The sequence below is a fragment of the Arthrobacter sp. YC-RL1 genome, from assembly GCF_001454985.1.
Lineage (GTDB): Bacteria > Actinomycetota > Actinomycetes > Actinomycetales > Micrococcaceae > Glutamicibacter > Glutamicibacter soli.
Map to the genome: position 1 here is coordinate 3,151,628 of NZ_CP013297.1, position 25,788 is coordinate 3,177,415.

Sequence of the window (25,788 nt, forward strand, 5' to 3'; positions counted from 1 at the left end):
TATAACTGAAAGAAGCCCTTTCGCACTGAAGCATCCCGCAGTCACCGTGGGATGCTTCAGTGTTTAACCCGCTGGACTCCCGCCTGCCAGCATCAGGCACCAGTAGCATGATGGCTGGCCAGCGTCTCGACGTTCGCAATAATCACTATGCCGACAAGAATCCACCAGTCGGCTTCGGCGCATGCATGCTCTCAAATCGCCGTCCCTCCCGAATCCAGTCCGGCAAGCCACAGCAAAGACCCAACTCAGGGCCTATGAATTGTCTGAGCTACGTCGCCCATGCGTAGTAGGCGGATGCGAGGCATCGCCCTTAGGGGAGGCTGACCTCGACGCTCCTCGTCCAATCCCGAGCTACAAGTTCTTACAGTTCATTGGCTTGAACGGGGAGAACTTTTTCGACCCTGCCAAGATCGTGGATGAATGCTGGCTGACGGTCCCGCTCGGGGGCGTCCGCCGGCTTTCACCCCGAGACTTCTACTTCGCGGCGTTGCGCTCCGCGGCTTCCAGCACGTTGTTCAGCAGCAACGCGCAGGTCATCGGGCGCACGCCGCCCGGGTTCGGGGAGATCCAGCTGGCAACCTCGTACAGGGCCGGGTCGATGTCGCCGCACCCTGCCGTGTACGCCCGATTTCCGGCGTACCGCTGCTATCCCTCTAGCAGTATCGGCTCAGAGGCAGCTACGGGCAGGTTTGGTGGAATACAGTTCCAGTGCCAGCGAGTGCATGGCAGTTGCAGCCTTGGACGGTTGCACTGCAAGGGAGCGGACCATGGTGATGCGTACTTTCCTGGCCACCGGATGGATCGAGCGCACGGCGAGGGGCAAACCCTCATATGAGACATCTGCTGCAGGCCGTTGAACCAGGACCGCGTAGCCCAGTCCCCTGGCGACCATCGATCGAGTGACTTCGAAATCCGCAGTTCGGTAGCGGATCCACGGGCTGACCCCGGCCGCTTCGAATAGTGCCTCGGTGTGCTCCCGGCTGGGCGGGACATCCAGCAGAATCATCGGTTCCTTCGACAACTGCGCCAGCGAAACCTTGGGGGCCCGAGCGAGCTCATGGTCCGAGGGAAGCAGCACGTTCGGCTCGGTTGTATACAGAACCGTTCGTTCGATTCCCTCGGGCAAGCCGAAGTCGTAGACAAAGGCCAAGTCCAGCATGCCGTTGGCGAGCCGGTGAAATATTTCCTGCTGCGTCCCGGCAAAAAAGTCGACTTCCACCTGGTTGAATCTGGAACTGTATTCAGCCAGCAGCTCTGGCAGCACGGTGGGAGCGAGGGAAGAGTAGCAGCCCACCCGCACCCGACCGGCAAGCAGCGTGCCTGCGCCATTGGCCATCTCCTGTAGGTCGCTGGAGGCCTGCAGAATTCCCTGGGCCTCTTCAAGCACGTACTTGCCGGAAGGAGTAAGGCTCACCCCGTGCGCTTTTCGACGAATGGTCAGCTGCGTATTCAGTATGCGTTCCAGTTCATTGAGCGCGCCTGTGATTGCAGAGGCGGACAGGTTCAATTGCTCGGCTGCCGCCGCGATGGATCCGCCATGGCCGACTGCGGCGAGGCATTCAAGCTGTCGAAGGGTAAAACGCGGCACGCAACCTCACTAGAACCGTGGATATTGAACGAATATAACCATTTTACCCGTGGTTATGTCCCGCCTCACACTTGATACCAAGTTAGCCTTTCAATCCAGGAGCACATTCCCATGAGCCAGACACCGGCCACCTGCCCGTTCACCGGGGCGCAGTCAGCGCAGACCGTCCCCGCGGCTATCGAGACCTCGACTGGCGAAGGACGCGAAGCTCCGGTTGCGGATTGGGTGAAAATCTCCGACCTCTACACCAATCCTTTCCCGATCTACAAGCGCATGCGCGAAGAAGCTCCGGTGCACTGGGTACCGGAAGTGAACCGGTACATGGTGACTTCGTACAGCGCATGCCACGAAATCGAGCAAAACGAGGCGCTCTTCTCCGCCGACGAACGCAATTCCTTGATGAAGCGTTCGATGGGTCATTCAATGCTGCGCAAGGACAACCCGGAGCACCAGGTCGACCGCGATTCCTACGGCGCAACCCTTCGCCCGGCCACCATCAAGAAGCACTGGAACGACATCTTCGCTGCCAACAACGAAAAGTACCTGGCTCAGCTCGTCGCCAAGGGCCCCGGTGCCGACTTTGTATGGGACTACGCGGCCCCCTACACCGCGGAGAACCTTCGCCTCATTTGCGGCTTCCACAATTCCACGCAGGCGGACATGCAGCGCTGGAGCCAGACGTTGATCGACGGGACAGGCAACTACGCGGATGATCTAGAGGTCTGGGCCAAGGCTGCCGCATCCTCGGCGGAAGTTGACGCCGCCATCGATGAAATGCTCCCCTACCTCGCTGCCAATCCGGACCGGTCGTTGCTTTCGAATCTGGCGTCATTGCCCATCCCTCTGGAAGCCATCCGAGCGAATCTGAAAATGACCATCGGGGGCGGGCTCAACGAACCGCGCGATGTCCTGGCCACCACAGTGTGGGCCCTGCTCTCCAACCCGGAACAGCTGGATGCAGTGCTGGAGGACCCGGGCCTGTTTTCACGTGCCTTCGAGGAATCGGTGCGTTGGGTGGCACCCATCGGAATGTATCCCCGCGAAACCACGCAGGATCTCGTGCTGGAGGGCATCAAGCTGCCTGCCGGGGCGCGTCTGGGTGTTGTGCTCGGCGCGGCCAACCGCGATCCGAAGGTCTTCACCGATCCCGAGGAGTTCAACATCTTCCGGGAAAAGAAGCCTCACCTGGCCTTCGGCGGCGGAGTGCACTTCTGTGCCGGCACCTGGATCGCCCGCGCGCAGGTGGCGCAAATAGCGCTTCCCGAAGTGTTCCGCAGCCTTCCAAATCTTCGACTGGATCCGCAGTCGGCCAGCATCGATGCCGGCTGGGTCTTCCGCGGCATGACCAAGATGCCGGTCATCTGGGATTCGTAACCACATTCGTATAGGAGCTTTCAATGCCAACCATTATTTTCGAACAGCCCAACGGCACCGCTACCGAGGTCGAGGTCACTGACGGCTGCAACATCATGCGCGCCGCAGTCTCCAACGGCATTGCCGGAATCGTCGGCGAATGCGGCGGACAGGCCATGTGCGCCACCTGCCATGTCTATGTCGCGCCGGAGGATGCCGCAAGCCTTTCGGACATCTCCGAGGACGAAGACGAAATGCTCGACTGCACAGCCGCAGAACGCACGGAATTCAGCCGACTGGGCTGCCAGGTCCGCCTCGGTGGAGCCACCCAGCAGCTGCGCGTCACCGTGCCCAGCGACCAGGTCTAGCCATGGAACCACGCATCGTCATCATTGGGGCCGGGCACGCGGGAGTGCAGCTGGCGGCTTCCCTGCGCGAGGCAGGACACCGGGGCCCGCTCTCCCTGATAACCCAGGAAACTGAACTGCCCTATCAGCGCCCTCCGCTGTCCAAGGACTACGTTGCGGCGGATGCCGCGTCCGGGCCCCTGGCCCTGCGCCCGGAAAGCTTCTACGCCGAGCACGATATCGATTTGATCCCGGGGGCAAGGGTCGAATCCATCGACAGGGCCGCCGGCATCGTCACGCTCAGCACCGGCACCCAGCTGTCCTACGACCGCCTGGTGATCGCCACCGGCGCCCGCAACCGCCCACTTGGCTGTGCCGGAAGCGAGCTGCCGGGAATTTACGGCCTGCGCACCTTGGATGATGCACGTACTCTCCAGCGCCGGCTGGCCGAGGCGCGCCGCGTGGTAGTCATCGGCGCGGGGTTCATCGGACTGGAGTTCGCCGCTGCGGCCAGGAAGCGCGGGCTGGAGGTCACAGTGCTGGAATTCGCCGCGCGCCCGCTGGGACGCGCAGCATCCGAGCCGCTGTCCGTCTGGTTTGCCGCGGCGCACCGCGGCAGCGGCATCAACCTGCGCTGCAACGAAGGCGTGGAGCGCATCGAAGCGCAAGATGGTCATCTTCAGGTCCTGTCCACTGCCGGACATGGTTACGAGGCAGACCTGGTGGTCTACGGCATCGGCGTCCTGCCCAATACGGAGCTCGCGGCGGATTCGGGGCTGGCCTGCGACAATGGCATCCTGGTGGATGCTTTCCTGCGCAGCTCGGATGAACGGATTTACGCCCTGGGCGACTGCGCAAACTTCCCTCTGGCTGCGACCTCGGAGCGAGCGCGGCTGGAATCCGTGCAGAACGCCAATGACCAAGCCCGGGCGCTTGCGCTCACCCTGACCGGCCAGCCAACCGAATACCGCGAGCTTCCCTGGTTCTGGAGCGTCCAAGGCGAACACCGGCTGCAGATCGCCGGGTTGTCCGCGCCAACCGATGACGCGGTGCTGCTGGGCGAGCCGGAAACCGGCAAATTCTCCATCGCCCTGTTCCGCGGCGGCGTCCTGGCCGCCGTGGAATCCGTCAACCGTCCCGCGGACCATATTTCCGCCCGAAAACTCCTCTCCAGCGGGACGCCAATCACCACGTCCATGCTGGAAGCGTCGGCCTCCTTGAAGGAGCTTGCCCGAAGCACCCCGATCCCGGCCTGATCCACGGCTGCCATGAACCGGACACTCCCACGAGGAGCCCGATGGTTCGCACTTGCACTGTTCGTTCACACAATCAGAGGTAACCCCGTGAGTACTGTTCCTCCCCGGCAACACGGCGCCACCGCCAGCCAGCGACGAGTCGCTTTTGCCACCATCATCGGCACCACCATCGAGTGGTACGACTTCTTCATCTACGCCACCGCGGCTGGTCTGGTCTTCGCCCACCTGTTCTTCGAACCCGCCGGTTCGCAGATCGGCCTGCTGCTCTCCTTTGCCAGCGTCGGCATCTCCTTCCTGTTCCGTCCGCTGGGTGCATTCCTGGCCGGTCACTTCGGCGACAAGATCGGCCGCAGGGCCATGCTGGTGCTCACGCTGACACTCATGGGTGCCTCCACCACGCTCATCGGCGTGCTGCCGACCTATGAGACCGCCGGCATCATCGCTCCGGTCCTGTTGCTGCTCTTGCGTATCCTGCAGGGTATTTCGGCGGGCGGCGAATGGGGTGGCGCCGTGCTGATGGCAGTTGAGCATGCGCCCACGAACCGCCGCGGTCGGGCTGGCGCCTACCCGCAGCTGGGTGTTCCGCTGGGCATGCTGCTGGCCTCGGCCATGATGGCACTGATGACCGGCGTGATTTCCCCCGGCGAGCAGTTCGTGGCCTGGGGTTGGCGTGTTCCGTTCCTGCTGAGCTTCGTGCTGGTCATAGTCGGATACTTCATCCGCCGCTCGGTCGACGAGTCGCCGGTGTTCGAGGAAATCGCCCAGAAGAAGGCCCAGACCCGGGTACCGATCGTCGTGCTGTTCAAGAAGCACTGGTTGCTGGTGCTGATCGCCGCGCTGGTCTTCGCCGGAAACAACGCCGCTGGCTACATGACCACTGGCGGGTTCCTGCAGGCCTACATGACCGATCCGGAAGGTCCGGTCGGCTTCAACCGGACCCAGGTGCTGCTGGCCGTGTCCTTCGGCGCAGTCATGTGGTTCGTCTTCACTCTGCTTTCCGGCTTGGTGGCCGACAAGATCGGCCGTAAGCGGACCTACCAGATCGGTTTCGTCAGCCAGCTGCTGTGCATCTTCCCGCTGTTCTGGCTGGTCAACACCGCAAGCCTGCCGCTGCTTTACCTGGCCTTTGCGTTGTTCGCGGTCGGGCTCGGTTTCTCCTACGGTCCGCAGGCGGCGCTGTACTCCGAACTTTTCCCCGCCTCGGTGCGTTTCTCCGGAGTCTCGATCTCCTACGCCTTCGGTGCGATCCTGGGCGGTGCCTTCGCCCCGATGATCGCCACCGCCCTGGTGCAGGCGACCGGCGGCACGGACGCGGTGGCCTGGTACCTGATCGGGCTAACCGCCATCTCACTGGTTGCGGTTTCGCTGGTCCGCGACCGCAGTGGCATCGACTTGTCCATCAGCAACCAGGCCGAGCAGGAAGTGGGGGCGCTGGTATTCGACAAGCGCACCGCGGCGCAACCCGTAGCCCAGGACGCGCTGTAGGTCCAGGAAAGACCGCCGCGCGCGCATACTAGAAAGCCGACAGCCCGCCAGTAATTCACTGGCGGGCTGTCGGTTTTGGTTTTTTCGCGTCTACTTCGCGGCGTTGCGCTCCGCGGCTTCCACCACGTTGTTCAGCAGCATCGCGCGGGTCATCGGGCCCACGCCGCCCGGATTCGGGGAGATCCAGCTGGCAACCTCGTACAGGGCCGGGTCGATATCGCCGGTGACCTTGCCGTCAACGCGGGAAACTCCCACGTCCAGCAGGATGGCGCCCGGCTTGGCGGTCTTGATCATGTGGGCCGATCCGGCGGCGGCGATGACCACGTCGGCCTGCGCCAGCAGCTCGTCCAGGTTGGTGGTGCCGGTGTGCGCCAGGGTGACGGTGGCGTTCACGTCGCGGCGGGTCAACAGCAGGCCGACCGGGCGGCCAATAGTCACGCCGCGGCCGACCACCAGCACGTGCTTGCCGGTCAGGTCGATGTCGTGGCGAGCCAGCAGCTCGACGCAGCCCAACGGGGTGCAGGGCAGCGGGGAGGCCATCGGGCGGTTCACGTTGGCGACCAGGCGGCCCAGGTTCATCGGGTGCAGGCCATCGGCGTCCTTGGCCGGGTCCATGGCTTCCAGGATGACGTCCTGGTCGATGTGCTTGGGCAGCGGCAGCTGCACGATGTAGCCGGTGCAGGCAGGGTTCTCGTTCAGCTCGCGCACCTTGGCCAGCAGCTCGTCCTGGGTGGTTTCCTCCGGCAGGTCCACGCGGATGGATTCGATGCCTACCTCGGCGCAGTCCTTGTGCTTGCCGCCCACGTACCAGGCCGAGCCAGGATCGTTGCCGACCAGAATGGTGCCCAGTCCGGTGCTGTGGCCGGCGGCCTTCAGCTTGGCAACGCGCTCGGTCAGTTCCTGCTTGATGGTGGCCGCGGTGGCCTTGCCGTCGAGAATGCGTGCGCTCACGCTCATCCTTCCGTAGGGGCCCTGTTGCCAAGGCAGGTGGTGTGCGAACCCAGGCGCGCGGCTCCCACGATTAGCTCCCCGGTGGTAGTCCACCAAACGCCAGTCACGGGTTCAATTCTATCCAATGCCCAGCCATAGCCCGTGTGACAACCGCCTCACGCGGAATGAAGGTCCTGCGGAACCGGTTACACGGGTAAGGAGGCAGCAGTGTATTACCAGAACATCGTGATTGGTGCGGGGCAAGCGGGACTGTCCGCCGCATTCCATCTTCAGCGCCGGGGACTGAAGCCCTGGGAGGACTACGTGGTGCTGGATGCCAATCCGGGTCCGGGCGGTGCCTGGCAGCACCGCTGGCGCACGCTGACCCTGGGCAAGACCCACGCGGTGGCTTCGCTGCCCGAGTTCCCCTTCGATAACCAGGACCCGACGCGTCCGGCTTCCGAGGTCGTCTCCGAATACTACGGCGCCTACGAGCGGGAGAAGAACCTGCCGGTGCGCCATAATGCCGAGGTCCGCGCGGTCACCCACGAGGACGGCATCTTCACGGTCGAGCTCGCCGACGGAAGCACGCTGCAGGCGCGCAGCATCATCAACGCGACCGGCACCTGGACCAACCCCAACTGGCCAAGCTACCCGGGCCGATTCGACGGCCCGCAGGTGCACACCAATGGCTTCATCGGCCCTGAGCAGTTCGCCGGCCAGCGGGTGTTGGTGGTGGGCGGCGGCGCGAGCGCCACCCAGTTCATCGTGCAGCTGCGCGCTGCCGGCGTGGACACCCTGTGGTCCACCCGCTCCGAGCCGGACTGGCGCACGCCGAGCGCCGACTGGGGCATCCAGGTGGAGCGCGAGGTCAACGAGCGCACCCGCGCGGGCCTGCCGCCGAAGTCGGTGGTGGGCGCCACCGGACTGATGCTGAACCCGGTGATGCAGGCGGCCATCGACTCCGGCGCGCTGGTTTCCCGTGGAAAGATCGACTTCCTGGGCCCGCACAGCGTGCACTTCGAGGACGGCAGCACCGAGCCAATCGACGCCATCCTCTGGGCCACCGGATTCCGCCATGCTCACGACCACCTGCGCCCATTGCATCTGCACACGCAAGCTGGCGGCATCCTGATCGCCGAGGATTCGGTCAGCGCGGTTGAGCTTCCGGGTATGTACTTCGTGGGATACGGTGCCTCGGCCTCCACGTTGGGTGCTACCCGCGCCGGGCACAAGGCAGCGGTGGCAGCCAGCAAGTTCTTGGCGGCAGTTCCGGCCTAGTCGGGAACCTCACCGGCGTATGCGGGGCGGAGCACGTGTCCGAATCCCCGCGTATGCCCCGTCTGAAGATGCTACAAACCCTGATTCGTCGCTCCACGCACAGCGTCGAACAGGTTCCCAGCCCGGCAAGCCGATGACGCGGCGTAGCTGGATGGCCGTGTGCATTCTGTGCTGTTGTCTTATTTCTGCAAACGATCGACTTTAATTGTTCCCGACTGTAGTCTCCTGAGATGAAAAATCTCAGGAAGGCTAGTGCTTTCTCATTGTTCGTATTCTTGAGCGTTGCCGCAGTTGGCTGCACCGGTCAGGCAGATCCAGCCGGTGAAACGACAACTGGGGCAAGCCCCACTGCCGGCAGCGCAAGCCCGGAAAGCGCACCAAAAACTTCCGATATCTTCGAAGCCCAGGCTTCGGTGCTCAAGAACGGCAGCCCGTCATCAGAGATTCGCCAGCAGCTTGCCGGTGCGGGCACCACTTCTTTCGACGTAGAACCGATGCCCCCGGGATACTCCCACCTGGGCGTAGCCGTCCAGTGCTCGGGCACCGGCAAATGGTCTGCCTCCCTCGACGGCGTAGGCGGCAAGGAGGTCTCGAGTGATTGCTCGCTGAACGGCGGAGCCGCAGGGTTGTTTGACATCAGTGACCCGGCTGCCAGCCAAACCGTCACCGTCAAGGTGGCTGATGGCACCGATATCTGGGTGACTATCTTCGCCGATTCGCCTGACGAAGCAGACAAATAGCAGCAACACGGGACGCCGGAAGACGTAACCGTAGGCGGCGAATGTGCATGCAGGGCGTTAGACGGTTAACCTCAATGCATGAACAAGTACACCGTCACCCTGTCCTGCGTAGATCGTCCCGGCATCGTCCATGCCATTTCCGGAGGTCTGCTGGGTGCCGGTTGCAACATCACCGAGTCCCAGCAATACGAGTCCCCCGAGTCCGGAACCTTCTTCATGCGCATCGAGGTGGCAACCGAGCAGTCCCTGGTGCAGGTGCGTGCGGCGTTGGCTCCTATCCGGGACGAGTTCCACATGTCGCTGCGCGTGGACGACACCACCGCACGCACCCGAACGCTGATCATGTGCTCCAAGGCCGGGCATGCGCTGAACGACCTGCTGTTCGCCCAGCGCGCCGGCACCCTGGCCATCGATATCCCGGTCATCGTCTCCAACCACCTGGACCTGAAGTCCATGGCCGAGTTCTACGGCGTGGACTTCGTCCACCTGCCGGTCACCCCCTCCAACAAGTCCCAGGCCGAGGCCGAGCTGCTGAAGCTGGTTGACGACTACGACATCGAGCTCGTGGTGCTCGCCCGCTACATGCAGATCCTCTCCGATTCACTGTGCCAGCGCATGGAGGGTCGGGTCATCAACATCCACCACTCGTTCCTGCCGTCCTTCAAGGGCGCCAAGCCCTACCACCAGGCCTACGCCCGCGGCGTGAAGCTGATCGGCGCCACCGCCCACTATGTCACCTCGGATCTGGACGAGGGCCCGATCATCGACCAGGAAGTCACCCAGGTGAGCCACGCGCGCACCCCGGAGCAGCTGGTGGCCCTGGGCCGAAGCGTCGAGGGCCGCACGCTGACCCGCGCCGTGCAGTGGCACGCTGAGCACCGCGTCATGCTGGACGGACAGCGAACCATCGTCTTCTCGTAATAGTCGCAGGGTCCTATCCGCCCCTATTACAGTGGTGCCATGAATCACATTATTACCATCGACGGCCATACGCCGCAGGTCGGCCAGGATGTTTTCACCGCCCCTACCGCTACCCTGAGCGGGGACGTGGTGATGGGCGATCGTTCCAGCGCGTTCTACGGCGTTTCCGTGCGCGGAGACTCGGCGCCGATCCGCGTTGGCGAAGGCAGCAACCTGCAGGACAACGTGGTGCTGCACGCCGACACCGGATACCCCTGCACCGTGGGCGCAGGGGTGTCCGTCGGGCACAGCGCAGTGGTCCACGGGGCCACCGTGGGTGACGGCTGCCTGGTGGGCATGAGCGCCACCATCATGAACGGCTCGGTCATCGGCGAGCAGTCTCTGGTGGCCGCCGGTGCCCTGGTGCTTGAAGGCACCCAGGTTCCGCCGCGCTCGCTGGTGGCCGGTGTCCCGGCCAAGGTGCGCCGCGAACTGACCGATGAAGAGGTCGCCGGACTGAAGAAGAACGCCGACACCTATCTGGGCCTGGCCGCCAAGCATCTGGTCGCCAATTCCTGATCCGCGGCGGGCCGGCTGCCCTACCCGCGTTCCACGGGCAGCCACAGCTCGCAGGTGGCGGTGCTGAAGTCCTCGGACCGCTCAAGCACCGCCACCCTGGACGGCCCCTCGCGCAGCAGCCACGGGTTCGACGGGAACCACTGCGTAGCGGTGGAAGCCCAGACGTTTTGCAAGGCCGCAGGGTAGGGGCCCGACGTGCGGAACACCGCCCAGGTCCCGGCGGGAACCGTGATGGCATCCAGGTCCTCTGGCACGTTCCCATCCAGCATCGCGACACCGTGCAGGTACGTGAGCTCGGTGCCCTCCCGGTAGTCTGCATCCACATCCGCGCTGACCTGGAGCAGGCCTGCCGGCTCGGTGTTGCCCAGTTCCTTGAGCCTGGCATGTTCGGCCAGCGGCAGCGAGGCGATATGGGCCTGGATCTGCGGGTTGACCCCTTCATGGATCAACGGCACACGGGCAGCGTGGCCCACCAGCTTGAATTCCGGGCGTTCAACAATTCGGGCATCCATGGGGACACTCCCTTCGACTGTCAGGCTGAACCTGAGTATTGGTTGGCTTCGAAGGGGGCCGCCCTCACGGCGGACATCGCCCGGGCCCGCACCGTGCACCGCACGGAACGCCCGGCCGAAGGCCTCTGCCGAGCCGTAGCCATAGCGCACGGCAAGACCCAGCAGATCCTGGCTTTCCAGCAGGTCCGCAGCCGCCACCGTCATGCGCCGACGGCGCACGTACTCGGACAGCGGCATTCCTGCCAGCGAAGAGAACATGCGGCGCACGTGGTACACGGTGGTACCCGAGCCCGCCAGCAACTGGCCGAAATCAATCTCGGCATCAAGGTGCTGTTCGATCTGCTCCATGAGCCGATTCAGAATTCCGATCATGTTCCCACCCTTCACCATCCACTATCCCGAGGGGAAGCATAGTCACGCCCGACTTTTGCGGTTCGTTCAGATCAGGTCGTCCGATGGCACCAGCTTGCGACAGCAGTCAGTACGGGGCGTATCACTGCACGTTGTGTTGCGTGCCGGTTCCGGCTTTCCCGCGCCGGGGCGGTTCCGCGAGGCATCATGAACTGCAAAATCTGGCACGTGTTGCCATGCCTGCCGCCGCTCGAGCGCTGACCACCGGCGGCCTCACCGTCGCGGCGCTTCCGACACAGGCCGGTTTCTCCAGCCTGCACTCCAGGGAATACAAGACTTCTGATGCCGGTAACACCAAACGCCTTACCATGAATTCATCATGGACTGACGCCAGCCAATGCTTTATCTACTACGCTACTGAAGGCTACGATAATCGGATCGGACCTAAGATGTTGAAATTCTCCGTCACCGTCCGATGCATCGTTTCCCCCTCCATATGGCTACGACCGCAGAGATAGTCGATGACACAGAATTGAGAAACCACACGCGTGGGTACTTTCACAGGCGCTTTCGGGCTGGAAATCTCTGTAACCCTGGCGCTATCTGGCCTGCCGGTAGGGGCCCATTTGACCACCATTCCCGACGGTTATCGATTGATAAACTGGGCCGTCCCATTCGCAGGAGGCATGCGATGCATACCGCCGGTAACACGACCCCCTTCAGCATAGGAGCGGAAGCCAATCACTCCGACGTCATGACGTACCCAACCCAATAGGACCCAACATCAAGCGCGTTCTCATAGACTGCTTGGATGGTGAAGACGTATGAAAAGACGCAAATGGTGGCAGCGCTCGTCGTGACTGCCCTGTCAGCTTTCGGAGCATGGCACTTTTCTGAGCCAGCCCTCACTTCCGTCCCAAAGCTGAATATGCCCGGTGCGATTTTCGTCGGCGTGAAGCATGGATCAGCATCGGCGCCCGTCCGCGTGGATATTGACTTGCGCTTCTACCCTTCTCCGAACCTGACTAAATTCGACATGGTCCTGAAAGGAGATAGCGCCGCTGCTGTGCCGCCAGACCAAGCCGGGGAGCTGATGGTTGGGTTTTGTGGAGCGATGAAGGACGTTCATCTGCGCAAGACGAGCAACGGCGAAGAGCTCAGATTTGCGCCTCCGATACCGCCGACGGATTCGAATCCGAGGGTAAGTGGGATCGGACTCGAATTTTCAATTGATGACGACTGCGTTATGACCCGTATCTGGCCAACGGATTTCCGGGATACGACCATCGGAGAAGCTGGTATGGGCTGGGCTGTGTCTCTCCAAGGCAATACGTCTGCGCCCACTGAAGCCTTTGCGGGATCCCATCACCGCTATGCCTTCCCTCGTATCGCTACCATGACATTGCCCGCTGTCACTGACCTTCTGGACATTCAGTCGGTAGCTACTGAATCTGTGGTCAGCATCCAACCCAGAGATCTCCCAGCCGAGTACGTACCGACCATCTCAAGCCCACAGGTAGTAGACCCGACTGCTCCCACATGGAGGCTTCCCATTCGAAGTGCTGACACCAGCGCGGGATTTCGGTTAGCCGGCATCGACCAGCAAGAGGAGACAAACGTCCAGCGCAAGCTCTTCCTCGCCTCCGCAGCGGCCGGTATCACCGGGGGTGGTTTGATCTGGCTAGTTGGAACCATAGGCCCTGTGTTCAATAAAGTTGTCCAGAACCGACGGAATCGCAGAGCACCTGCAGCAGACGTGGCAGGAGAACTGACGCCGGATCTAGGCAGTAGGACCGATGTCCCGGATTCTTCTGCCTACCCCCGCTTATTCACAGCATCCGCGCTTCTATTCCTTGCTGGATCTACAGTAGCTTGGGCGATCAGGAAACTCAGGCGTTAGCTCCAAGGTGTTGCCACCGCGCAAAGAATGAGAGGTCACTCATGTTCGATGGCACTGGTCGGTGAGCTACGGATTGGCCACGGCGACGGCGTTCTCGGACTTCACGAGGCCGCCAGCGACCGACATGGTGACGAAAATCGGAGCGGCAGGAAGATCAATTACATTAATGATCTCCAGAGTTATGTGCTTCATACACCCACGCTAGGACTACCGAGGGTCCGTTGCGCTCATCCGAACCTCTAACGGCGGATGGCTATGGTGCCCGTAAACCGGTCGCCCTACATGGCTAGCTGGCCGTTCTCAGCGTCCCAGACCTACCCCGGCCTCCGTTGAGGATTGCGGTACCCACGCGAGTGGCTTTCAACGTCATTGGATTCTTCAAGAGACATGAGACCTATTTTCCATGGCGGCATGCTGCAGGACACCTGTGTTCTTGACCAGCAACACAATAGCCAGCAAATCCAGAACGACAACCATCAGCACGGAACCGTGCGCTGCCAACCACATCAATTCCGAGTTCGGAAGCATCTGGCCCGGATCAATACTGGATTCCGATTCCATGCGGCCAATGGCGGCGCTGTCGGCAATCAGCCACAAGGCAAAGAAGGCCAGCACGGTGATGTTCAAACCGACCATGTCCACCGCACCCGCGATGCCAAGTGTTTTCATTGGATTTTGCGACCTGTTCGGCTCCCGGAATGCAGTTGTCATTTTGGTTCCCCAATCACAGTTACCGGAGATCATCGCATTTGGAACCCAGTATTCCGTGCATGGCGCGCACCACAGGAGAGAATTAACTGAGCCGTGCCAACGATTTGCCGTCGACGCGAGCTTTCCGGTGCGGAAGACCACCGGACAATCTTCTGACGGCAGATCAAGCGGTAGCAAAGCTCTGGTGCTGAATACTGCCGGCCCTGGACGCCTTTGCCGCTGCAGCGAACCCGCGTTCCAGGTCGCCCAACAGGTCGTCGGCTTCCTCGATGCCCACCGACAGCCGCACCAGATTCGCAGGGATTTCCAGCGGGGTGCCGATCAACGACGCATGGGTCATTTCCCGCGGATAGCAGACCAGGGATTCCACCCCGCCCAGCGACACCGAGAGCTGGAAGAGCTCCATAGACTCGGCGAAGGCGCGGGCGGCTGCCTCGTCAGCCAACTGCAGCGAGAGGATCCCGCCGAAGTCCCGCTGCTGCCGGGTGGCGAGCTCGTGTCCTGGATGCCCGGGTAGCCCCGGGTAGTAGACACGAGTGACATCCGGCCGGTCCTCCAGCCATCCGGCCAGCGTTGAGGCGGTGGTGCAGTGGCGTTCCATGCGCAGGCCCAGGGTCTTCAGCCCGCGCGAGGCCAGGTAGTTGTCCTGCGGCCCGGACACCGCGCCGCCGGCGAACTGTTGGTAGCCCACGGCCTCGGCCAGCGACTGCCCGCGGTGCAGGTGCTCCCCCACGATCACCGCGCCGCCAAGCACGTCCGAGTGCCCGCCGATGTACTTGGTGGTCGAGTGCACCACCGCGTGCGCGCCGAATTCCAGCGGACGCTGCAGGTACGGGGTGGCGAAGGTGTTGTCCACGACTAGCAGCGCGCCGGCTTCCGCGGCCACGGAGGCCCAGCCTGCCAGATCAGCGATGCCCAGCAGCGGGTTGGAGGGGGTTTCCACCCACAGCAGCGCGGTGTTCGGGCGCAGCGCTGCGCGCACCGCATCGAGGTTGGTGATGTCCACGGCGCTGGCGGTGATGCCCCACTTGTGGTGCAGGCGGGTGATCAGCCGGTTGGTGCCGCCGTAGCCGTCGGCGCCCAGCACGATGTGGTCGCCCGGGGCGAGCAGCGCCCGCAGCAGCGCGTCTTCCGCCGCGATCCCGGAGGCGAAGGAGAAGCCTGCGGCTCCGCCTTCCAAAGCGGTGAGCTGGGTTTCGAACCCGTTGCGGGTCGGGTTGGATCCGCGGGAGTACTCGTGGCCCGCGCGCAGCACGTTGATGCCGTCCTGGATGAAGGTGCTGGTCTGGTAGATCGGAGGGATCACCGCACCGGTGTGCGGATCCTTTTCCTGGCCGGCGTGCACCGCCAGCGTGTTGAAGCCGCTCATGCGAAGCTCTCCTCTCGGGTGGCGGCCTGGGCCGCATTCAGCGCGCGGTCCAGGTCGCGGATCAAGTCTGCGGGGTCTTCCAGTCCTACCGAGATCCGCAGCACCGCGCGGTTCAGGCCCGCGTCGGCCAGCTGCGCTTCGGAGAGCCGGCAGTGGGTCATGGTGGCAGGGTGGGCGATCATGGTGCGGGTGTCGCCGATGTTGGCGGCCAGCACAATCACCTCCAGGCTGTCGATGAACGCGGAGACCAGGGCCTCGTCGTGCAGTTCCACCGCCAGCACGCTGCCGGTGCCGCGCGGGAAGAAGCGTTTGGCCCGCTCAAAGTGCGGGTGCCCGGGCCGGCTGGGGTGGTGCACCTGCGCCACCGCGGGGTGCGCCTGCAGGAAGTTTGCCAACAGCAGCAGGTTCTGCTGCGCCGCGGCGGTGCGCACGGACAGCGTCTCGATGCCTGTCAGGATGCCATGGGCGCTGGCCGCCGGCAGGGTCGGGCCCAAGTCATGCAGGAACTTGGAACGCACCAGCATGGAATAGGCTCCGGCCCCGTAGCGTTCGAGCAGCGAGGTGCCGGCGTAGCGGGCCCGCGGCGCGGCGACCTGCGCCCAGCGGACCGGGTCCGAGAAGTCGAAGGTCCCGGAGTCCACGACCACGCCGCCGAGCACCTGGCCGTGGCCGGCCAGGGCCTTGGTGGCCGAATGCACCACGATGTCCGCGCCGTGCAGCAGCGGCCGGAAGTTTGCAGGGGTGGCCAGTGTGTTGTCCACGACCACCGGGATGTTGTGGCGGTGGGCGATCTCGCTGAGCGCCGGCAAATCCGGCAGCGTGGACAGCGGGTTGGTGACCGATTCAAGGAAAAACGCGCGGGTGTCTTCCTCGATGGCGGCCTCCCATGCCGCCGGGTCATCCGGGTCCACGAAGCTGATGCGGATGCCGAAGTCGTTGAATGAATCGGTGAGCAGGTCCACGGTGCCGCCGTACAGCTGGCTGGAGGCGATGATGTGCTTGGGTCCCTGGGTTAGCGCCAGCAGCGCCAGCGCCACGGCAGCCTGGCCGGTGGCGGTGGCCACCGCGTTGGCTCCGGCTTCCAATGCGGCGGCGCGCTGCTCGAAGACCGACACCGTGGGGTTCCCGGTGCGCGAATAGGTGAAGCCCGACTGGCGCAGCGCGAACTTCTCCACCGCATCGGCGTGCGAGGGAAATTCGTAGGCCGCGGAGGAATACAGCGGCACGGTCAGCGGTCGGTAGTCCCCGCTCGGGGTGTATCCGGCGTGGATCGCCGCGGTTGACTGCTGTGCGAGGTCTCGTGGCTGGGCCATGGCAGTACTCCTTCTCGTTGTGTAGTCCACGAGAGAGTGCACCGAACACGGTGCCGCGCACCGCCGGTGCCAGGCCGATTGCCGGCCTGGACATCACGGTACGAGGCACAGCGCCGCGGTTTATAACGCGGCTCGGAGCTGCTCCATCGTTCCTGGCATTAGCACCTTTCGGTTTCCCGATGGTTGCTGCGACGTCGACGAGCCAGATCTCTTAGTCGCTCTAGATGGGTAAGTAGTTCCATGGTTGGCCACCGGTGCCGGCAGGCGCAAGCGGGGGCGCGGCCGGCGCTTAATGCAGTGCCGCGGCCCGTCATATGTCGCGGTTTCGTCATGCTGGGCCATGCCCCGTATGGCCCATGTGACGCGCTAAATGGGGCAAAAACCCCTGAATTCCGGGAATTATGGGCTTATATGTGTCGCGTGAGGACGAATTGAAGACTCACTATGACGTTTCAGCCCAGCAAGTGAACGCCGAACTCGGAGACCACCGAGCGTACTTCCTCAAGGTAGCGCTGGGCCTGTTCGGTCAGCGGGATCGCAGCGTGGTCGATCCAGCCGATCTCGATCCGCTCGTCGATATCCAGCGGGATGGCAACGATGGACGGGTCCAGCTCGTCGCTGATGATGCCGGTGGAGATCGTGTACCCGCCTAGGCCGATCATGAGGTTGAAGATGGTCGCGCGGTCCGAGACCCTGATCTCGCGCTTGCTGGAGAGGGTGGAGAGGATTTCCTCGGCGAAGTAGAACGAGTTGTTCGCGCCCTGGTCGAAGGTCAGCCGGGGCAGGTCCTCGAGGTCCTCCAGGGTGGCGCGCCGGCGGGATGCCAGCGGGTTGGTGCGCGAGATGAAGATGTGCGGATCTGCAAGGAACAGCGGGTGGAACACCAGCCGGGATTCGCGCAGCAGCTTGTCGATGACCTTGCGGTTGAAGTCGTTGCGGTAGAGGATACCTATTTCGCTGCGCAGCGTGCGCACGTCCTCGATGATCTCCTCAGTGCGGGTCTCGCGCAGCGAGAACTCGTACTCCTCGGCCCCGCTGGCCTGGACCATGCGCACGAACGCATCCACGGAGAACGAGTAGTGCTGGGTCGAAATGCCCAGCAGGCGGCGGGAAGGCGGGCGGCCCAGGTAGCGATGCTCCAGCAGCTGCACCTGTTCGAGCACCTGGCGGGCATAGCCCAGGAATTCAGCGCCCTCGACGGTGAGCGTCACGCCCTTGGCTGAACGCACCAGCAGCGTGCGCCCCAGGCGTGCTTCGAGCTCCTTCATCGCGGCAGACATGCTCGGCTGGGCCACGTAGAGCAGGTCAGCGGCCGCGGAGATCGAGCCCTCGGTCGCGACCGTGGTGAAGTAGCGAAGCTGTTGCAGCGTCAAGCCGCTTGCCTTTTGAACCATAGGCTGAGTCTATATCAATCCATAGTTAGCCCCAGTTACCCGATATCGAAAAAGGCCCTGCATGATTGAGGCATCCACTTGATTCAGGCCTGTCCAGGCCCATGAGCAACAGATTGGCCGCCATGGCAGACGCATTGACCTTCAGCATTTCCAGCACCGATTTCAACCAGGACTACACTCCAGCCGAGAGTTCGCGCATCACCACGAATTTCGCGAATCTGGCCCGCGGCGAGAACCGCCGGGAGAACCTGGGCAACGCGCTGACGATGATCGACCGGCGCCTGAATTCCCTGATGCACTGGGACAATCCGGACGGCGAGCGCTTCACGCTGAAGCTGGAAATCATCTCCGCCAACGTGCACTTCGACTCGGCACAGGGGGCGCAGGACTTCCCGCTGCTGGAGGTGTTGAACACCAGCATCCTGGACCGCTACACCGGGACGAGCACCCACGGCATCGTGGGCAATAATTTCTCTTCCTATGTGCGGGACTACGACTTCAGCGTGCTGCTGCCGGCAACTGCCGACGCCTCGGGCAAACCGGTGGTCCCGGAGGACTTCGGGGAGCTGCACGGCCGGCTTTTCCAGCACTTCCTTGACTCGGAAGCCTACCGCCAGCGCTTCGAGCAGCTGCCGGTGATCTGCATCAGCGTCTCCACCTCCAAGACCTACCGCCGCACCGGCAACAGCCACCCGGTGCTGGGCCTGGAATACCAGCAGGACGACTACTCCCTGACCGACGAGTACTTCGCGAAGATGGGCCTGCGCGTGCGCTACTTCATGCCCGCCGGCTCCGTCGCGCCGCTGGCCTTCTATTTCCGGGGCGACCTGCTGAACGACTACACCAACCTGCAGCTGGCCAGCACGATTGCCACCATGGAGACCTTCCAGAAGATCTACCGCCCGGAGATCTACAACGCGAACTCCCCGGCCCCGGCGGTCTACCGTCCGAGCCTGGAGGTGCAGGACTTCTCCCGCACGTTGGTCTCCTATGACCGCGAGGAACGCACCCGCCTGGGCGCGAGCCAGGGCAAGTACACCGAAGAACACTTCATCACCCCGAACCGCGCACTGCTCGAAGAGTGGGCCGCCGGCTACGCCGTCCCCGCCGCCTAAGCGCCCCTGAACACCTCACGAATTCAAAGGACCAGTTATGACCAACACCCTGCTTCCCACCTCCATCGTCGGCTCCCTGCCCAAGCCTTCGTGGCTCTCGGAAACCGAGACCCTGTGGTCGCCGTGGAAGCTTGAGGGGGCGGTGCTGCCCGAGGGCAAGCAGGACGCGATGCGCGCCGCGGTGCTGGAGCAGACCCGGCGCGGGATCGACATCATTTCCGACGGCGAGCAGACCCGCCAGCACTTCGTCACCACCTTCATTGAGCACCTGTCAGGCGTTGACTTCGAGAACAAGCAGACGGTGCTGATCCGCGACCGCTATGAGGCCAGCGTGCCCAGCGTGGTCGGCGCGGTGGAGCGCAAGGCCCCGGTCTTTCTGCAGGATGCGAAGTTCCTGCGCACCCTGACCGACCGCCAGATCAAGTGGACCCTGCCCGGCCCGATGACCATGGTGGACACCCTGCACGACGGCTACTACGGCAGCCGCGAGAAGCTGGCCTGGGAGTTCGCGGCCATCTTGAACCAGGAGGCCAAGGAACTGGAAGCCGCGGGCGTGGATGTCATCCAATTCGACGAGCCGGCGTTCAACGTGTTCTTCGACGAGGTGGCCGACTGGGGCGTGGCAGCGCTGGAGCGCGCCTGCGAGGGCCTGAAGGCCGAGACCGTGGCGCATATTTGTTTCGGCTACGGCATCAAGGCGAACAACGACTGGAAGGCGACCTTGGGCACCCAATGGCGCCATTACGAGAAGTCCTTCCCGTTGCTGCAGCGCTCCTCCATCGACACCATTTCCCTGGAATCCCACCACTCGAACGTCCCGGTGGAGGTCGTGGAGCTGGTGCGCGGCAAGCGGGTCATGCTCGGCGCCATCGACGTGGCGAATCAGCAGGTCGAGACCCCTGACGAGGTGGCGGAAACCCTGCGCAAGGCGCTGGCGTACATGGATGCTGACAAGCTCATCCCGAGCACCAATTGCGGCATGGCGCCGTTCCCCCGTGATGTGGCACTGGCCAAGCTAAGTGCGCTAAGCGCCGGGGCCGCTGTGCTGCGCGAGGAGCTTGTCGGCGCCCGCGTCTAAAATCGCAGTGGCGGAGCCGTCGCTGCCCCCGCGGAAGACTTCAAGGCGCTCTTTCGCGGGCGCTCCGGCGGCATCGTGCTGATTACCACCGATGCAGGACAGAGCCCGGTGGCGCTGACCAAGTCGTCGGTGACATCGGTGAGCGCGCAGCTGCCGTTGCAATTGTTATCAGTGGCTCGATTCTCTTCATCGTCTGCAGTGCTCTTCATTGGCCATTGCTTCATCGTGCATTTTCTTTATATGTGGGACGTAGAGGAAACGCAACTGAGCGCAACCAGCGGCATCGGCTGCTTCGCCCAGGCACAGATTTGAACATAACTGAGTAGCGCCGAATCTGTGTTAGATCGCGTACGCGCATTGCTGTGCTGCGAAATCGTCAAACATATTCAGGCAAGAGAACCTACGGTGTTCATTGCCTGCGCCATCAAATCCGACTTTGCCCGCAATCAAGCATCGCGAGAGGCCGGCGATGCATTGGACTTCCACGACTAGACGTGACGCCACCTGGGAGATCATTCCGTCATCGACAGCGGGATGACCAAATAGCGCAATCAGTATCCCCTAACACTGTCCTAGAAAATCCTCGTGTCTGCGGAGATCTTGCGTATGAACCGTCGCAAAAATAATGCCGCTAAATAACTAACGGCATGATTTCCGGGACGGTTCAGAACACCGCTATCCCCACCAGCAAGTGGATGCCGTGGTGGCGTCCGCCTGAGAGCTTACCAATGCTGGAACACATCACGATGGACAGCGGTGGGAAGGAACGGGCTGCGGTGTCCCGCAGAGCGTTCCTTTTGCAGGACATCAAAAACGGTCGTTTATGACACATCCATCCGTCGGCTTCGCCGAAAATTTTCAACAGCTGAAAACTCAACAGATTTTTAGGTGCGTTTCGTCGCAAAACCCAATGCCATAAACTATGCATCGAAACAGTGACCATTGCACGAGTATTGATACATTTATACGCATGGGACACCTCCTCGGATACGCCAGAGTCTCTACTGGTGACCAAGACGCACAACTCCAACACGACGCACTCACTGCAGCGGGCTGCTATCGCGTCTTTACTGACACCGCCTCCGGCGCCCTCGAGTCACGGCCAGAGCTTGATAAGCTCCTGGACCAGATTCGCCCTGGTGACACTCTCGTGGTCTGGCGCCTGGACCGTCTCGGCCGCTCCATCCGGCACCTGATCAACCACATGGATTCGCTTCAACAACAAGGAATCGAGTTCAAGTCCTTGCAGGAGAACATCGACACAAGCTCCTCCGGCGGCCGACTCGTTTTCAACATCTTCGCGTCTCTCGCCGAATTCGAACGAGACCTCATCCGCGAACGTACAAATGCGGGACTGCAAGCAGCTCGTGCCCGCGGGCGCACTGGAGGCCGTCCGCCCTCCCTATCCTCCGATAAGTTGCGCACTGCCAAAAGACTCTACGAACAGAAGGACATGACTGTGGCGCAGATCGGTGAAGTGCTCGGCGTCAGCCGTAGTACCGTGTACCGAGCGCTGAGAAAGATCACTTCTTAAGAAATGGAACGCGCTAGTTAAGGCATCTAGTTTCGAGCAATCCTGCGTGAACTGTCCCAGAAATTATGCCGGCAGTAAATTGGCGACATCATTTCTGGAATGGTTCAGCATAGGCATCCTTTGTAAATAATTAATCTTTCCTTCTAACGACGAGAGGCATACTCCCCCGCATGGTGTCAAATGATGATCAACAGTTTCAGAAGGCCGAAGAAACACTCAGGAGGTTCGTCCTCAGAGCAAGACGCATTGCTGCGCATTCCTTAGCAAAAGAACCGCGCGAACTTGAAACGCTCGCAAATCCTAAGATGTCTGGGAAGATCAACCTTGACGGAACAATCGAACTCCGACGAAAACTCCCGGACGAGGAAATCTTCGAGTCCTTAGCTTCCCGGATTAGACCTCTTCTCCTAAAAACCGAATCGATCCACTATGTCGAAGTGCTCAAAGCAATCGAGGCTGTCATACGGCGGCGCGAAAAAGCACAAACCAATTCGGATGCGCTTCGTGAAAAATACACGGTCTTAGGTAACGCCTGGGGGCAATTTAACGAAGCGGAACCGATAGCACTGCGATATTCAACCCAGATGGCAAGGAAAGACGGTAGCGAATCTACGCCTGAAGTCTCCGACAGCCAGTTAGCCTTAGCGTGGCTTTATGGCGACCTCGTACATGTTGATGTCAGAGGAAAAAAGGCTCCAGGAACTCTCCTACCTATTAAAGAACGTTACTCAGCAGCAGTATCCTACTTTTCCTCTGTAGCCATTTTGTGCGCTAGGACAATGGAGCTCGTCTCCGAGCTGGCGGATCTCGGCGCCTTAGAGTTACCTCAAGAAACTACCTCTACAGACGTCGTTGTAGGCACTAAAGAAATCGTTGAAACTGGGACAGCGCATTTCGCACCAATTGGTACTGAGATGCCGAGAATTGATGTATTAGATCAGCAGTTCCCCGAGGACTTCCGACAGTTCACCGTCACTGAGATGCTTCGCTTAGACGACCGGAACCACGTTAAACTCCAAATTGAATCCTCAGACGGATCACTGGTAACAGAATACGATGCGGCGGTCACTCACCGCGGAACGCACGAAGAGCGCATGGAGTGGCATGTTCTTGTAGCGGGCTGTATCGAGTACCGGTTCACTTTCCGAATCGAAGGCGACGTCGCATGCGACCTGCAACTGGAGACTAAAGTTTTAACATTAGCCACAAACAAGATGGTATTGGACAAATACCTATTTGAGAGAGCTTGCAAGCAAGGTAGTTTGTTGCAATTCAAAGTCCTTGAAAGAGATTTTATAGCTCTCAAGCTGGAGGATCACTCTAGTGATAACATCCAGGATCTGGATATCAGTATTGGATTTTTGCAAGATCTAGTCACTATTGAGCAGATCACCTCGGAACATCTGTTAATACCTAATGATCCTGCCACGATCCGAGAGATCGTGGAACTACGACAGATGAGGCTGCTGTGGGAAGGGAACGTCGTCCCGCTTAGACGCGGCACGATAAAAATAACAGCACTTGCGGACCAAACCCCTCAGTACGTCCTAGCACCTGCAGGAACCCGAACAATTGGTGGCACCTCATACCCCACTCCTCAATTTGTGGTAACACACCCATTGATGAAACCCACCTCAGTGGAACCAATACCCCATACCGAGCCACCCCAAGATTCGATCACAATGAATATTCCTACCGAAGAACCATTTGTTGCCTGGGTACCAGAGAAGAAAGACGTAACCACCCACTCCGATCTGCAGCGACCAGTTACCTTAGATTTGCCACAGCACGATCTAACCTATCTATTTGGAACGTGGAAAACCGAGAATGGCATTTCTATCCCGTAGGCCGGCTAGTTCCGCGGCTAGCTGCAGCTTCTCCCTCGCACGATTGGTCCAAAATTACTTGGAATAAGTTTCTAAACCAGCCGTCTTAAAATTACCCGAGCATCTTGGCGGGTGTGCTCATCATCGGCATACATGCGAGTCCTCACTCCGACGGCTGACGGAGGAAATCAAATAATGTGAACCCACTATCACCACCCTCTAGCAGCCATGCGTCAATGGTTTCGGCCAACAGATTGAGGCATTGATTTACTAGGTCAGCAAATTCTTCGATTTCCATACGCGTGTAAGTTATAACGGGCGATAAGATGTTCGGATTCTTTGGTAGATCAGCAGCGATGTCTCCAAGACCAAGGTGAAACCAACCGTTCCTTAACTTACGAAATGGATCGGAAACAATTTTCTGAAGATCAGCGGAATCAGATAGGGACTTAACATATGCCGCTGCAACCGGACCCCGGACCTCAGCACGTTCACGCAACTGCAGGATCGAGCGAACAGAATGATGCAGGACAACAAACCGATGCTTGAGTGCTGCCGCAATGCACGTGTTGCAGCACTCCGCATGCGCCCAACGTCGCGCAGACTGAACCGTGGACTGGATACTGATCATTGATAGCGCAAAATCGGTGTCAAACTCCCCACCGAAGGTAGCTGGGACAACCTTGGCAATGTCCCCGTCTAAGTAAGTAGGGAATCCATCAATATGACTTCCATGAACTGAAAGTTCTTGAACATTCATTCCGGTGAGAGCGCCGGCCATCTGCCCGATCCCCATCGTAAGCTTCCGAATATGAGGTCCCCACAAATTAAGATCAGCTCCTCGGTGGGGAGAAAGACCAACCATGAAGTGCCCAGTGACATTAGTCAAGACCAATTCGGATCTGTCGCAAACTACCGACAGGTCAGCTCGGAGAAAATCAAAAGCACGTCCACGTCGATCTTCAGGGTAGTACGCCCTTGTCGTCGCTTCTGCCAAAAGACGAAAGTCGTTAAGGATGCTATCGATTTGCGTAGAGCGCACGTCGAAAAACTTTCCGCCATGCCTGGCGGCCTCTGCCACATCGTCTTCCCAATCAAAGTTCAAGGAAGTGCCGTGAACGTCTTTCAAATGCTTCTGCGTTTCAAATGCGACCATAACTCCCCACTGGGAAAATGGCCATGACCGAGGGTGATCGCCCGCATTCAGCAAACGTCCAGCGGTATAGCGAGCGTCGCTCACCGCGATAGCTATCGACAACTGCTCATGAAGCTCCATACCCATCGAGTTTACAAGGAGCGTTATGCGCGCTCTGCTTCGAGGCTCTGCTTCTACACGGCAGGTTCCGACACCTAACTTCCGCCAAGTTTCCATATTCAATAAATCCGAGGCGAGTCCCTGACTTATCCAACTCCGTGAAGGGACCCTGGGATTTGAGAGTGACCCGCAATATGTTTTGTAACCTATAGGTTGCAAGACGTCTCACCACGCACCACGCTCCTGATGAAAAATCCGCGGGAACTCAATGGTCCAAAATTCTCGCAACTATGTGTCGCAACCAATGGCGTAGAATCGGGTCTACACCATTAGTTGCGAGACACTTTCGAGGGACCGATGACCAAGCTGATCGGCTATGCCCGCGTATCCACCAAAGCCCAAGATGCCGACCGACAAATCCAGGATCTTCTTGCTGCCGGGGTCCGCCGTGATGACCTCTATATCGACCACGGCCAATCCGGAGCACTCGCCAAACGCCCCGGACTGGATAAAGCACTGACCGCCCTGCACCCGGACGATACCCTCGTCATCACTACCCTGGACCGACTCGGGCGCTCCACCCAGAAAATGCTCGAACTGGCCGAAGAGCTACGCGAACGCAATATCGGACTTCGCATCTTGAACCTGGGTGGCGGCGACGTAGACACCAAAACCCCCATGGGCGCCATGGTCTTCACCGTTATGGCAGCCCTGGCCCAAATGGAGTTGGAGATCAAACGCGAACGCATCACCGACTCCGTCACCAAACGCCGCACCACTGGCGGCGACCTCGGCGGCCGTCGCCCCACCTTCACCGAATCCCAAATCCGCACCGCGGCCAAGCTGGTTCGATCTGGTGAACCAGCAACCCAAGTCGCCAAGGACATGGGAATGTCCCGGGCCACGCTCTATCGCAGAATCAGGGCCTTGTAAGGACGTTGCCGTCCCCGGTGCCAGAGTACCTGAGGGTT

General features: G+C 61.0%; 25 protein-coding genes, 1 pseudogene and 1 riboswitch. Of the genes and pseudogenes, 15 read left to right on the forward strand and 11 right to left on the reverse strand.

What is annotated here, in order from left to right; genetic code table 11:
- Nucleotides 1–474: 474 nt before the first annotated feature.
- Nucleotides 475–606: pseudogene (locus ATC04_RS18950) on the reverse strand (bifunctional methylenetetrahydrofolate dehydrogenase/methenyltetrahydrofolate cyclohydrolase); the annotation flags it as partial.
- Between the two features lie 61 nt (nt 607–667).
- Nucleotides 668–1,588: a LysR substrate-binding domain-containing protein gene (locus ATC04_RS14585; RefSeq protein ID WP_047118394.1), complete on the reverse strand. Its 921-nt coding sequence runs from the start codon at nt 1,586–1,588 to the stop codon at nt 668–670.
- 111 nt (nt 1,589–1,699) lie between these two features.
- Here ATC04_RS14585 and ATC04_RS14590 point away from each other — a divergent pair, with 111 nt between their 5' ends.
- From ATC04_RS14590 to ATC04_RS14605, 4 genes are all read left to right on the forward strand, one after another.
- Complete coding sequence (locus tag ATC04_RS14590) at nt 1,700–2,962, forward strand: cytochrome P450 (protein WP_082123800.1); 1,263 nt, start codon at nt 1,700–1,702, stop codon at nt 2,960–2,962.
- Nucleotides 2,963–2,985: 23 nt separating this feature from the next.
- Nucleotides 2,986–3,309, forward strand: coding sequence for a 2Fe-2S iron-sulfur cluster-binding protein (locus tag ATC04_RS14595; protein ID WP_047118393.1), 324 nt, complete (start codon nt 2,986–2,988; stop codon nt 3,307–3,309).
- Nucleotides 3,310–3,311: 2 nt separating this feature from the next.
- Nucleotides 3,312–4,544, forward strand: a complete 1,233-nt coding sequence (locus ATC04_RS14600; protein ID WP_047118392.1) for an FAD-dependent oxidoreductase — start codon at nt 3,312–3,314, stop codon at nt 4,542–4,544.
- A gap of 87 nt (nt 4,545–4,631) precedes the next feature.
- Nucleotides 4,632–6,029: an MFS transporter gene (locus tag ATC04_RS14605; RefSeq protein ID WP_052772260.1), complete on the forward strand. Its 1,398-nt coding sequence runs from the start codon at nt 4,632–4,634 to the stop codon at nt 6,027–6,029.
- Nucleotides 6,030–6,119: 90 nt separating this feature from the next.
- On the opposite strand, the gene ATC04_RS14610 is transcribed toward ATC04_RS14605, so the two are convergent.
- Nucleotides 6,120–6,986: a bifunctional methylenetetrahydrofolate dehydrogenase/methenyltetrahydrofolate cyclohydrolase gene (locus ATC04_RS14610; RefSeq protein ID WP_047118391.1), complete on the reverse strand. Its 867-nt coding sequence runs from the start codon at nt 6,984–6,986 to the stop codon at nt 6,120–6,122.
- Between the two features lie 201 nt (nt 6,987–7,187).
- Here ATC04_RS14610 and ATC04_RS14615 point away from each other — a divergent pair, with 201 nt between their 5' ends.
- The 4 genes from ATC04_RS14615 to ATC04_RS14630 all read left to right on the forward strand — a co-directional run bounded on the left by ATC04_RS14615 (nt 7,188) and on the right by ATC04_RS14630 (nt 10,459).
- Entirely contained in the window at nt 7,188–8,240 is a 1,053-nt protein-coding gene (locus tag ATC04_RS14615) for an NAD(P)/FAD-dependent oxidoreductase (protein ID WP_231735993.1), read from the forward strand.
- A 230-nt stretch (nt 8,241–8,470) separates the two neighbouring features.
- On the forward strand, nt 8,471–8,980 hold the full coding sequence (locus tag ATC04_RS19455; RefSeq protein ID WP_152666788.1) for a hypothetical protein: 510 nt from the start codon (nt 8,471–8,473) through the stop codon (nt 8,978–8,980).
- A gap of 78 nt (nt 8,981–9,058) precedes the next feature.
- Nucleotides 9,059–9,901 carry a formyltetrahydrofolate deformylase gene (gene purU, locus ATC04_RS14625; RefSeq protein ID WP_047118389.1) on the forward strand — a complete coding sequence of 281 codons (843 nt, stop codon included), beginning with the start codon at nt 9,059–9,061 and terminating at the stop codon, nt 9,899–9,901.
- Between the two features lie 39 nt (nt 9,902–9,940).
- Entirely contained in the window at nt 9,941–10,459 is a 519-nt protein-coding gene (locus tag ATC04_RS14630; RefSeq protein ID WP_047118388.1) for a gamma carbonic anhydrase family protein, read from the forward strand.
- A gap of 20 nt (nt 10,460–10,479) precedes the next feature.
- On the opposite strand, the gene ATC04_RS14635 is transcribed toward ATC04_RS14630, so the two are convergent.
- Nucleotides 10,480–11,343: an AraC family transcriptional regulator gene (locus ATC04_RS14635; protein WP_047118605.1), complete on the reverse strand. Its 864-nt coding sequence runs from the start codon at nt 11,341–11,343 to the stop codon at nt 10,480–10,482.
- 790 nt (nt 11,344–12,133) lie between these two features.
- Between ATC04_RS14635 and ATC04_RS14640 the strand changes: the two genes are divergently transcribed.
- Nucleotides 12,134–13,222: a hypothetical protein gene (locus ATC04_RS14640; RefSeq protein WP_152666787.1), complete on the forward strand. Its 1,089-nt coding sequence runs from the start codon at nt 12,134–12,136 to the stop codon at nt 13,220–13,222.
- 66 nt (nt 13,223–13,288) lie between these two features.
- Here the strand turns inward: ATC04_RS14640 and ATC04_RS20050 are convergent, their stop codons facing one another.
- The 5 genes from ATC04_RS20050 to ATC04_RS14660 all read right to left on the reverse strand — a co-directional run bounded on the left by ATC04_RS20050 (nt 13,289) and on the right by ATC04_RS14660 (nt 18,009).
- Complete coding sequence (locus ATC04_RS20050; RefSeq protein WP_286158850.1) at nt 13,289–13,414, reverse strand: hypothetical protein; 126 nt, start codon at nt 13,412–13,414, stop codon at nt 13,289–13,291.
- Between the two features lie 186 nt (nt 13,415–13,600).
- Nucleotides 13,601–13,933 carry a hypothetical protein gene (locus ATC04_RS14645; RefSeq protein WP_147407226.1) on the reverse strand — a complete coding sequence of 111 codons (333 nt, stop codon included), beginning with the start codon at nt 13,931–13,933 and terminating at the stop codon, nt 13,601–13,603.
- Nucleotides 13,934–14,096: 163 nt separating this feature from the next.
- Entirely contained in the window at nt 14,097–15,302 is a 1,206-nt protein-coding gene (locus ATC04_RS14650; protein ID WP_047118385.1) for a cystathionine gamma-synthase, read from the reverse strand.
- Entirely contained in the window at nt 15,299–16,615 is a 1,317-nt protein-coding gene (locus ATC04_RS14655) for an aminotransferase class I/II-fold pyridoxal phosphate-dependent enzyme (protein ID WP_047118384.1), read from the reverse strand. The genes ATC04_RS14650 and ATC04_RS14655 overlap by 4 nt, the downstream gene beginning before the upstream one ends.
- 140 nt (nt 16,616–16,755) lie before the next feature.
- Nucleotides 16,756–16,846, reverse strand: a riboswitch (SAM riboswitch).
- Between the two features lie 221 nt (nt 16,847–17,067).
- Nucleotides 17,068–18,009 carry a LysR family transcriptional regulator gene (locus tag ATC04_RS14660; RefSeq protein ID WP_047118383.1) on the reverse strand — a complete coding sequence of 314 codons (942 nt, stop codon included), beginning with the start codon at nt 18,007–18,009 and terminating at the stop codon, nt 17,068–17,070.
- A 122-nt stretch (nt 18,010–18,131) separates the two neighbouring features.
- On the opposite strand from ATC04_RS14660, the gene ATC04_RS14665 reads away from it, so the two are divergent.
- The 3 genes from ATC04_RS14665 (at nt 18,132) to ATC04_RS14675 (ending at nt 20,514) form a co-directional block, all read left to right on the forward strand.
- Nucleotides 18,132–19,124 (forward strand): putative oxygenase MesX, encoded by a 993-nt coding sequence (locus tag ATC04_RS14665; protein ID WP_047118604.1) that lies wholly within the window; start codon nt 18,132–18,134, stop codon nt 19,122–19,124.
- Between the two features lie 37 nt (nt 19,125–19,161).
- Nucleotides 19,162–20,202 carry a methionine synthase gene (locus ATC04_RS14670; protein WP_047118382.1) on the forward strand — a complete coding sequence of 347 codons (1,041 nt, stop codon included), beginning with the start codon at nt 19,162–19,164 and terminating at the stop codon, nt 20,200–20,202.
- 75 nt (nt 20,203–20,277) lie between these two features.
- Nucleotides 20,278–20,514: a flavin reductase gene (locus tag ATC04_RS14675; RefSeq protein WP_052772258.1), complete on the forward strand. Its 237-nt coding sequence runs from the start codon at nt 20,278–20,280 to the stop codon at nt 20,512–20,514.
- A 352-nt stretch (nt 20,515–20,866) separates the two neighbouring features.
- Here ATC04_RS14675 and ATC04_RS19460 read toward each other — a convergent pair whose 3' ends face one another.
- Nucleotides 20,867–21,145 carry a hypothetical protein gene (locus tag ATC04_RS19460; protein WP_152666786.1) on the reverse strand — a complete coding sequence of 93 codons (279 nt, stop codon included), beginning with the start codon at nt 21,143–21,145 and terminating at the stop codon, nt 20,867–20,869.
- A 27-nt stretch (nt 21,146–21,172) separates the two neighbouring features.
- Here ATC04_RS19460 and ATC04_RS14680 point away from each other — a divergent pair, with 27 nt between their 5' ends.
- Together ATC04_RS14680 and ATC04_RS19465 are read left to right on the forward strand one after the other, a co-directional pair.
- Nucleotides 21,173–21,736 (forward strand): recombinase family protein, encoded by a 564-nt coding sequence (locus ATC04_RS14680; protein ID WP_047118381.1) that lies wholly within the window; start codon nt 21,173–21,175, stop codon nt 21,734–21,736.
- 170 nt (nt 21,737–21,906) lie between these two features.
- Complete coding sequence (locus ATC04_RS19465) at nt 21,907–23,583, forward strand: hypothetical protein (protein ID WP_152666785.1); 1,677 nt, start codon at nt 21,907–21,909, stop codon at nt 23,581–23,583.
- 142 nt (nt 23,584–23,725) lie between these two features.
- On the opposite strand, the gene ATC04_RS14690 is transcribed toward ATC04_RS19465, so the two are convergent.
- On the reverse strand, nt 23,726–24,838 hold the full coding sequence (locus tag ATC04_RS14690; protein ID WP_152666784.1) for a hypothetical protein: 1,113 nt from the start codon (nt 24,836–24,838) through the stop codon (nt 23,726–23,728).
- Nucleotides 24,839–25,174: 336 nt separating this feature from the next.
- Here ATC04_RS14690 and ATC04_RS14695 point away from each other — a divergent pair, with 336 nt between their 5' ends.
- A complete protein-coding gene (locus tag ATC04_RS14695) occupies nt 25,175–25,750 on the forward strand; it encodes a recombinase family protein (protein WP_060617040.1) in 576 nt (191 codons plus the stop codon).
- The last annotated feature ends 38 nt before the right edge of the window (nt 25,751–25,788 follow it).